9 protein-coding genes are annotated in these 9,835 nt (G+C 43.8%); 5 read left to right on the top strand and 4 right to left on the bottom strand.

Annotated elements, in window-relative coordinates:
• Positions 1 to 80: 80 nt before the first annotated feature.
• Positions 81 to 1,544 (bottom strand): DUF4335 domain-containing protein, encoded by a 1,464-nt coding sequence (locus tag ACM0OT_RS21685; protein ID WP_414566460.1) that lies wholly within the window; start codon positions 1,542 to 1,544, stop codon positions 81 to 83.
• Positions 1,541 to 2,167, bottom strand: coding sequence for a DUF3038 domain-containing protein (locus ACM0OT_RS21680; RefSeq protein WP_414566459.1), 627 nt, complete (start codon positions 2,165 to 2,167; stop codon positions 1,541 to 1,543). The genes ACM0OT_RS21685 and ACM0OT_RS21680 overlap by 4 nt, the downstream gene beginning before the upstream one ends.
• 432 nt (positions 2,168 to 2,599) lie before the next feature.
• On the opposite strand from ACM0OT_RS21680, the gene ACM0OT_RS21675 reads away from it, so the two are divergent.
• The 5 genes from ACM0OT_RS21675 (at position 2,600) to ACM0OT_RS21655 (ending at position 5,541) form a co-directional block, all read left to right on the top strand.
• The gene (locus tag ACM0OT_RS21675; RefSeq protein WP_414566458.1) at positions 2,600 to 3,118 is read left to right on the top strand and encodes an adenine phosphoribosyltransferase; all 519 of its coding nucleotides are present in this window, start codon (positions 2,600 to 2,602) and stop codon (positions 3,116 to 3,118) included.
• Positions 3,119 to 3,178: 60 nt separating this feature from the next.
• A complete protein-coding gene (locus ACM0OT_RS21670; protein ID WP_414566457.1) occupies positions 3,179 to 4,219 on the top strand; it encodes an ABC transporter permease in 1,041 nt (346 codons plus the stop codon).
• A 6-nt stretch (positions 4,220 to 4,225) separates the two neighbouring features.
• Positions 4,226 to 4,507 (top strand): hypothetical protein, encoded by a 282-nt coding sequence (locus ACM0OT_RS21665; protein ID WP_414566456.1) that lies wholly within the window; start codon positions 4,226 to 4,228, stop codon positions 4,505 to 4,507.
• A gap of 17 nt (positions 4,508 to 4,524) precedes the next feature.
• Positions 4,525 to 4,971 carry a DUF29 domain-containing protein gene (locus ACM0OT_RS21660; RefSeq protein ID WP_414566455.1) on the top strand — a complete coding sequence of 149 codons (447 nt, stop codon included), beginning with the start codon at positions 4,525 to 4,527 and terminating at the stop codon, positions 4,969 to 4,971.
• A 105-nt stretch (positions 4,972 to 5,076) separates the two neighbouring features.
• Positions 5,077 to 5,541, top strand: coding sequence for a DUF29 domain-containing protein (locus ACM0OT_RS21655; protein WP_414566454.1), 465 nt, complete (start codon positions 5,077 to 5,079; stop codon positions 5,539 to 5,541).
• A gap of 207 nt (positions 5,542 to 5,748) precedes the next feature.
• Here the strand turns inward: ACM0OT_RS21655 and purF are convergent, their stop codons facing one another.
• Both purF and purL read right to left on the bottom strand, forming a co-directional pair.
• Positions 5,749 to 7,248: an amidophosphoribosyltransferase gene (gene purF, locus ACM0OT_RS21650; protein WP_414566453.1), complete on the bottom strand. Its 1,500-nt coding sequence runs from the start codon at positions 7,246 to 7,248 to the stop codon at positions 5,749 to 5,751.
• Positions 7,249 to 7,400: 152 nt separating this feature from the next.
• Positions 7,401 to 9,773 (bottom strand): phosphoribosylformylglycinamidine synthase subunit PurL, encoded by a 2,373-nt coding sequence (gene purL / locus ACM0OT_RS21645; protein ID WP_414566452.1) that lies wholly within the window; start codon positions 9,771 to 9,773, stop codon positions 7,401 to 7,403.
• Between the last annotated feature and the right edge of the window lie 62 nt (positions 9,774 to 9,835).

The following is a 9,835-nucleotide window of genomic DNA, read 5'->3' as shown; positions in this document are numbered from 1 at the left end:
TCCCCAGTCCCCAGTCCCCAGTCCCCAGTCCCCAGTCCCCAGTCCCCAGTCCCCATTACCCTTTTTACCGAGTTCCCCAATCACTGATACCCCTGCCAAGGAGCAACTTCTAATGAACCACTAGGTTTAAATATCACTTGAAAATGTGCCATAGGGTCTTTGTTATTAGGTGCAGCTACATTGGAACCGTAAATTTCTTGAAACATATTAGGTAAAGGTGTTTCGCGGAAATGGTCAAAAGCAACTTGGTTTAGTGGTTCATAATCAGCAATCATGCCATCTTTGTTTACGGCCACCCGATACCTTAAATCTCGCGTAAAATTAGGGGTACCACTCCAATTTTTACGCACATTATCATAAAGTGTTTGATTTAAAGTTTTAATTTCGTTAGGGGCTGTAATTCTAGCACCAATTACATCTGGTGTTCTGGCATATCCCCGCCAAGGACTAACTTCTAGCACCCCTTTGTTAGTAAAGACTACTTTAAACTGGGCTATGGGTTCATTGTTAATTGGAGAACGGTTAGCTGGATTGTAAAGCAAGTTAGGCAAGGGAGTTAACTCGATGTCTTCGTTTGCTCCTTGATTCACCGCTTTATAACCCACGATCGCACCATCTGCTGCTACACCCAAACGATAAACTAAATCTTGTGTGACATCTGAGCGCTCAGTCCAAGTGGGATTAATTTGGTTATAAACTTGGCGATTTAAGGCGCGTAGTTGGGATGGATCAGTAATTTCTGTAACTGTATTTAAAAGTGCTTCTAAATCTGTAACTGTAGGTGCTGTTGCTGTTGTGGGAGCCGGTATAGGACTAGCTACATTAATAGGAGTCGGAGTTGGTGCTGGAGTTTCCACTTCTGGTGATATGGGAGTGGGTGCAGCAGCATTAGAACTAGGTGCTGTAGTACTAGTTTGCTCCTCTGGCTTTGGTTCTGGTGGGCGCATTTCTGGCGCAGGAATCAAACTAAAGGCGATCGCGGCCACTGCTACACTAGAAATCCCTATGCCCGCCGGTACTGCTTGTTTGAGCAATGCTTGGTTACCACTGCCGTAACGTCTAGCAACTGGTTGTAATTCTAGTGATAACTCTGGTAGAGTTTGGGTGTCAGCAAAAAACTGATCTACAGCTTCGACTAGATCAAATAATTGCACCGTGTTTAAGTCTATTTGTGTAGGCGGTTTATTATAGTTAGGGTTAGACTCAAAACCCTCAGAAGTGACCTCAGAATGCACTATTAACCTGTGTTGGTTAGTGCTAATTTTTTGTACTTCAACTAATTCTGATTCTTGATTGTGCGCCTGTGGATTTGACACATTACTCAAAAATTCTTGGGCATAGCCACTAACCGCCCTCACCAAACTTTCAAAAAATTCCCGTCCTCCCACAAGAGGCTGATTATAGCCATTTATATAGCATTCTGCATTTACCAATATTGATAATTCTGGACGCATTTCTTGGTAGTTTGTCGGCCTTGATGCATCACTTAAACCCTCTAACAGCAACGTACAATTAGGTAGACTGTATTTACGTTGGATATTCATTCCACTTCACCGTCAAAAAGACTGATCCAAAATCGCTGCATTCCAGCTGTGCCAGTACAAAATAATAATTGTCCCAATAAATTCATCGCTAGCTCATCTAATTTTTCATCAGAAGTTAATGCCAGTACGTTAGAACGTCGAGCATTCATCCGACTTTTAAAGTGTACGCGAAACCGCTCTAGATAATTAGATAGCCGCAAATTTTGTTCTAGTGGGATCTGCTTTTCACTCATTTGTTGATATAACATCAACATCTGACGAATGACAACTGTTAACCGCCGCGCTATATAGCAGGCAATTACCACCAAAGCTTTTGCTTCCATGATGGTCAAGGGACGACGGATATGCGCTCTTCGCATAGGATTCGAGCTACGCATCCGCCATAAATTTACCCGATTTTTAATAATTCCCTGCAATTCCAATTCTTCAGCAAAAGCCAGAATGGCTTCAGAACCACCCAGCTCTAAAGCTTCAATCGCCAGTAACATGAGATCAACTTGCAACCGGGTTCTAGGGGGACAACCCTGTGATGAGATCGCAGGGTCTGGTAAAGTGTCCAGAATCATCGGCACTGAGGGGGGTGTTGGACTATTGAACGGCGTTAAGCTGGCGGAGACATTCATTCTCTAAAATACCTTGTGCGGTTCTAACAGACTAAATAAAACTAGTACAACTAATTTAAGATAAGTAGCCAAATAAGAAAATTAGACTTGTGACAGTAGCAAGTCTACCTGATCTTTACATCACTTAGTTGTTCTACTCACAGGTTTCCCAATAGTTAAATTTAACTTTCAAAACATAACTTTATTCTCCTATTTTGTAATTACCAGCATATCTTTAGCTTGGTGTAGATTCTAAGTATCGTCAATGGATTTACAAACTAGGCACCTTTAGCCCAAGCGTATGACATTATAGTGTACGATTTTTCAGGTACTGGGGACTGGTTACTGGTTACTGGGGAAATACTTTCAGCTTGTGCTAAAGACATCTCCCTCACCCTTCATCTTTCCCATCCACCTACTCCCCACTCCCTACTCCCCACTCCCGCATAATTTATGGATTTAAAGTCTCTCATTCGCGATATCCCAGATTTCCCCAAACCCGGAATTTTATTTCGGGATATAACTACTTTACTGCGCGATCCAGATGGATTGCGACATACTATTGACTTTTTTGCAGAAAAATGCATTCAATCTGGACTACAAGCAGATTATGTTGTGGGCATGGAGTCCAGGGGGTTTATTTTTGGGCCTCCGCTAGCTTATCAATTAGGGGCTGGTTTTATTCCTGTGCGTAAACCTGGGAAGTTACCAGCAGCAGTTCACTCCATTGAATATGAACTAGAGTATGGTACAGATTGTTTAGAAATGCATCAAGATGCTTTGCAGCCAGACAGCCGTGTTTTAATTGTGGACGATTTAATTGCAACAGGTGGCACAGCCAGTGCCACGGCAAAGCTAGTGCAAAAGATTGGCTGCGAACTCGTAGGATTTGGGTTTATTATCGAGCTACGGGATTTACAAGGACGAAAAAATCTCCCAGATGTGCCGATTATTTCCCTAATTGAGTATTAGTCATTCTTTTCGCAGCCCATGACTAATGACCAAGAACCAATGACCAATGACTAAACTGCCATGACTTATACGAAAATTCAATTGGAGACAGCTTGGGATTGGCTAATTAGGCTATTCGCCAACGAAACTTTTGCTTATGTAGTCAAGCGGGTATTACAAGCACTGTTCACCTTATTGTTGGCAACGGCGCTGTCGTTTTTCATCATGAAATTGTCTCCAGGGGATTATGTCGATACCCTGCGGCAAAATCCAAGAATTTCTCCAGAAAGAATTGAGGAACTAAGACAGCAGTTTGGTTTAGATAAATCTTGGCCAGAACAGTTTGGGTTATGGCTGTGGCGAATCTTTACGCAGGGAGATTTTGGTACTAGTTTTGTTTATCAACGCTCGGTAGCTTCTTTGTTGTGGGAGAGAGTTCCCGCCACCTTGCTCTTAGCGATATCGTCTTTATTCCTTACCTGGTCAATAGCGATTCCTTTTGGGATTCTAGCCGCTGTTAAGCAAAATAAAGCTACTGACCGGATTTTACAGGTAATTAGCTACACAGGACAAGGATTTCCCAGCTTCATCACTGCCCTGTTTTTACTGATATTTGCCCAAATCACCTCGCCTTTATTTCCGGTGGGCGGCATGACTAGCATTAATCATGCTGATTTTTCCTGGTTCGGTAAAATAATCGATGTCGGCTGGCACATGATTTTACCGACTATTGCCTTGAGTATTACTAGCTTTGCGGGTTTACAAAGAATCACACGCGGTGAATTGTTAGATGTTCTACGTCAAGATTACATCCAAACAGCTCGTGCTAAAGGACTGCCAGAAAATCGGGTGATTTACGTTCATGCCCTGCGTAATGCCATCAACCCACTAATTACTTTGTTAGGCTTTGAGTTAGCTGGTTTGTTAGGTGGGGCATTTATTGCCGAACAATTCTTTAACTGGCCCGGTTTAGGGAGATTGACTTTACAGGCAGTAATAGCTAAAGACCAGTATTTAGTTATGGCCAGCCTAGTGATGAGTGCGGTACTGTTGAACATAGGTAACTTGCTAGCAGACTTATTGCTCAAAGTAGCCGACCCCCGGATTCGTCTAGAATCTTAATTGAGTATGTTATCTGAAATTTTTTATTTAGTGCGATCGCCTACTGATGGTCGTTATCTCATAGCCCGTCCTGATGCCGAATCATCGGGCTATCTATTGCTATTTCGTGAACACTTTGATGCCTTAAGCTATCTCAACACCCATGCAGCAGAGATAGCTAATCGCTTTGCCGTGGAATCTATTCCCGGTACACAGTTAGGAAACTTGCTTAAACGTTGGGGTTTTAGTGGTGTGGGTATTGTGACAGATCCTTTATTACCCAAAATCGAGTTTATGCAACATAACTAAAGTCCGAGGAATTGATTATGCAATCAGAGTCAAAAGCAACGCTCTATGATACTGATTATCAACTGTGGATAGATGCCACCTTACAGCAGTTACATAACAAAGAATTTCATCAATTAGACTTGGTGCATCTCATTGAAGAAATTGAAACAATGGGTAAAAGTGATAAACGAGAATTACAAAATCGATTAATCATTTTACTAATGCACTTACTCAAATGGAAATATCAATCTGAAAAGCAGTCTTATAGTTGGTTATCAACTATTGATGAGCAACGCCGTCAAATCTTATTAATATTTGAAGACAGTCCTAGTTTAGAAAAAAATTATTTAGCTACAGTATTTGATAAATGTTATCAACTGGCTAGAAAATCAGCTAGTAGAGAAACTCAACTATCTATTAGTACGTTTCCTGAAAGTTGCCCTTTCTCTCATAGTGAAATTTTCGATATTGATTTTTCCCCCTAATTTTTATTTAGATAGAGATACAGCACTTTTGATTTGAATGAAGTACGGATTTTTCGGTGCATCCTGTGGGAAACCAATCCATAACTAAATAGGAGGATTTACAAAATGCTTCCTGTAAAAACCCTTTACGAAACTGACTTTAATCTCTGGTTAGAAGAAACAGCGCTTCTACTGAGAGAAGGGAGGTTAGACCAATTAGACATTGAAAATATACTTGAAGAAATTGAAGGGATGAGTCGCAGTGAGAAAGATGCTCTAGAGAGTAATCTCATCCGGGTACTTCAACATTTACTTAAGTGGAATTATCAGCCCGAAAAACGCTCTGTGAGTTGGTCTTATACTATTATTGAACACTCGCGCAGATTAAACAAAGCCTTAAAAAATAGTCCTAGTTTGAAGCGTCACTTTGATGCTGCATTGGATGAATGCTACCATGAAGCCTGCAAAGCGGCAGCTGTTGAAACCCAGTTCCCTTTAGCTACGTTCCCGGCATTGTGCCCCTTTACCGCATCTGATGTGTTGGATATTAATCCTGATGACTATTTAATTGATTTAGGATTTACGCAATAACTCTCTGAAACCCTCTTTCCTTCGTGTCCTTTGTGTCCTTTGTGGTAGCCTTCTGCACGCCCTTCGGTCTACGTTTTTTCATGATTTTGCGTAAGTCCTGTGATTAATTCTAGCCTGGGTGGACATGGGGCATTGAAAAATTTCTGCACCCCAGTCCCCATTGCCCCTTATCTCCAGAGGGGTCCCGATTTCCCCAGTTTCCAGTCCCTAAACCACGACCTTCTCCAAAATCAGCTTAGAACGCTTCACCTGTTCAGGAATAGCCACCGGATAATCCCCTGTAAAGCAAGCTGAACAGAAACTATTGGTGTCTTCACCTGTAGCCTCAAGCATTCCCTCCCAACTGAGATAGGCGAGACTATCTACTTCCAACTGCTGGGCAATTTCTGCTACTGACTTGGTGGCAGCAATTAGTTGATCCTGGGTATCGGTGTCGATGCCGTAAAAGCAAGGATGAGTCACAGGTGGGGAAGAGATTCGCATGTGTACTTCTGCTGCACCCGCATCCCGCAAGGCTTTTACCAGTTTCCGACTGGTTGTACCCCGGACAATTGAGTCATCCACAATAATCACTCGTTTACCCACTAGCACATCTTTCAGGGGGTTAAGTTTCATGCGAATCCCCGTCTCGCGCATGGATTGTGTTGGCTGAATAAAGGTTCGCCCTACATAGCGATTTTTAATTAGTCCTTCGGCGTAGGGTACGCCAGAGGCTTGGGAAAAGCCAATGGCAGCAGGTATGCCAGAATCAGGGACCCCAAAAACAATATCCGCATCCACGGCTGATTCGAGGGCAATTTGCCGCCCTAACCGCATTCGATAGCTGTATAAACTTTCGTTGTGCATGACGCTATCGGGACGGGCAAAGTAAATCATCTCAAAGATACACAACTTACGCTGCGGCTGTTCACTCCAATGGTAAGAAGCCAAACCTTCTTCAGTAATCCACACTAACTCGCCTGGTTCTACGTCGCGCAGGTATTCGGCACCAATAATATCTAAACCACAAGTTTCCGAAGCCAAGACATAACGAATGGGATTACCAGCCAATGTCCCAATAACTAAGGGACGGATGCCATTGGGGTCACGCACACCCATGACGCCATCGGGAGTACCAATAACTAAACTGAAGGCGCCTTGGCAGCGTTTAAATGCCTGAATTGAACCTTCTAGCCAATCTGCACCAGCGTTGATGGCTTCGGCGATCGCAAAGGCGATCATTTCTGAATCGGTGGTTGTGATTAAATTAGCTTTGGTTTGGAGTAATTCTGCTCGCAATTGCACAGTATTGACTAAATTGCCATTGTGTGCTAGACCTAATGAACCTAAGCGGGTCTCAACCACAGCGGGTTGGGCATTAGCTTTGCGGCTAGAACCTGTGGTGGAATAACGAGTATGACCAACAGCTAAGTTACCCGGCAACTGATCCAAAACGGTTTCATTAAAGACTTGAGACACTAAACCCATGTCTTTGTGCAGATGGACTTTTGCACCCTCAAAAGTGGCAATGCCAGCTGATTCTTGACCCCGGTGCTGGAGGGCATACAATCCAAAGTAGGTCAGTTTAGCAACATCTTCTTCTGGTGCGTAGATGCCAAAAACACCGCAAGCTTCTTCGGGCTTATCAGAACGATGTTCATGACTATGAATTGGGTTGTCAGTCTGATTGGGGTATTCATCCGGAGTGACGGGATGGATGGGAATCATGCTAGCTTTGCTCCTGGTTTGGGTGTCAAGTCACTGGGATTAAGTCTCTGGATAGTTGCAGATTTCTTAATAAATCTTTAACCACTTATTAAAACAGTACCGTAATTAGGCTCAGAGACGTTAATCATCCAGGGGTAGGGGATTCAAATTAATTAACTAGTGGTATTTGCATTGGTTACGAGACGTTTAGCGATCGCCTGTGAATAGCGATCCTGCATATGTTCAATACTAACCTTGATTAAGGTTTGGTTATCAGTGGTTAAAACCCCCAAACTTACCTCAGAACTGTCAGAATTACCAACTGTACCTATTTTTTGCCATTTTTGATCCAGATGTTCTTGTAAGTATGATTCCCAAATTTCCTGGTCTGTGGATGTGACAGAAACTAAAATTCTGGCCCCGCCTTCACCGAAGAGGATTTGATCTAGTCGTTGTGATTGTGTACTGAGAATTTCTAAATTTATTCGGGCACCCAGGTTGCCAGCAATACAACATTCTGCTATTGCAACAGCTATTCCTCCCTCAGCACAATCATGGGCTGAACGTATCCAACCCGCACGAATGCCCCCGCGACAAACTTGCTGCACACGGCGTTCTAAGTCAAAATCTACCCGTGGTGGTTTTCCGGCTACAGTGTTGTGGATAGTAGCTAAATATTCCGATCCTCCCAAGCTAACGGGAGATGTCAAAGGTAATCCCAGCAGATAAATGACATCGCCTGCTGCTTGCCAAGCTTGACCACAAATTTTACTTAAATCGGGAATCAACCCTACCATCCCTACCACAGGGGTAGGATAAATGGGTTGTGGGTTACCTTGGGAATCTAAGGTTTCGTTGTATAAAGAAACATTTCCGCCTGTAACTGGTGTTTCTAATTCTCGACACCCTTGGGCCAAACCCCGACAAGCTTCTGCTAATTGCCAATAACCAATGGGTTTTTCTGGACTGCCAAAATTGAGGTTATCTGTCACCGCTAGAGGTTCTGCACCCACACAGCTAAGATTGCGGGCTGCTTCTGCCACCACTGCCTTAGCTCCCTCATAGGGGTCAAGATAAACATAGCGAGGATTACAGTCTACAGTAGCCGCCACACCGCTTTGGTAATTAAGTGTTTTCCCTGTTTCACCTTCCAAGGGACGTAGGCGCACTACAGCAGCATCAGCACCACCAGGCAAAATAACGGTGTTGTTCTGCACTTGATGATCATACTGACGATACACCCAGCTTTTCGAGGCGATGGTGGGTGTATCCAGCAAGGTTAAAAGAAGATCACTCCAAGATTGCAGGCGTCCTTGAACTTCAATGCCAGTAGTTGTACAAGGAGGCAAACAATCAGGTGTCCATTGCCAAGCTGTACGCGCATATTCTGGTGGTTCTGTCAATAATTCCCGCTCATAAAGTGGTGTATTTTCTGCCAATGCTTCAGCGGGAATTTCTGCTGCTACTCCTCCTTGGAAAAGAATCCGCACAATGGGTTCAGCAATTACTGTCCCCGCAACCACAGCCTGAAGTCCCCAGCGATGGAAAATATCAATTAGCTCTTGTTCACGTCCTTTGTGGGCAACAAACAGCATTCGTTCTTGGGATTCGGAAAGCAGGTATTCATAAGGAACCATCCCTGTTTCTCGCACAGGAATTTTATCTAAATCCAGTTCAATACCCACACCACCTTTGGCTGCCATTTCCGATGTAGAACAAGTGATCCCCGCTGCACCCATATCCTGGGCGGCAACAACTGCCCCAGTCTTAAACGCCTCGAGGCAAGCTTCAATCAAAGACTTTTCCAAAAATGGGTCGCCGACTTGCACAGCCGGGCGGTCATCTACTGATTTATCACTTAATTCTGCACTAGCAAAACTGGCCCCTCCCATACCATCACGTCCAGTGGTAGAACCAACATACAGTACAGGGTTACCTAGACCAGATGCCCCAGATTTGACGATTTCTGGTGTTTCCATCAAACCTAGTGCCATAACATTCACTAACGGATTCCCTGCGTAAGCCCGGTCAAAGTAAACTTCACCGCCGACGGTAGGCACTCCTACACAGTTACCATAGTGGCTGATACCAGCGACAACACCAGTAAATAAACGTTGGGTTTTTGGATCTTCTAGGGAACCAAAACGTAATGAGTTTAATAAAGCAATGGGACGCGCACCCATTGTAAAGATATCTCTGAGAATACCTCCTACACCTGTGGCGGCTCCTTGGAAGGGTTCCACAGCTGAGGGATGGTTATGGGATTCAATCTTAAATGCCAGTTGCAGTCCGTCACCTAAATCTACAACCCCAGCGTTTTCACCGGGGCCAACCAGAATGCGGGGGCCTGTGGTAGGAAACTGTTTGAGCAAAGGTCGTGAATTTTTATAACAGCAATGCTCTGACCACATCACCCCAAACATTCCCAGTTCGGCTTTGTTGGGATGACGTCCTAACCGTCGAACAATTTCTGCATATTCTTCTGGTTTAAGACCTTCGGCAGCGATTTCTTGGGGAGAAAAAGGTGTAGAGGATGTGGCGGTCATGGAAATAATGCACCAACGAGTACAGAGCCTTATTGTATCGATTTAATTACTCAAATTAACGA

This window comes from Anabaena sp. CCY 9613, from assembly GCF_963920895.1.
Lineage (GTDB): Bacteria > Cyanobacteriota > Cyanobacteriia > Cyanobacteriales > Nostocaceae > Cyanocohniella.
Note: the sequence above shows the minus strand (reverse complement) of the source record. Positions and strands in the feature narration are given on the sequence as shown.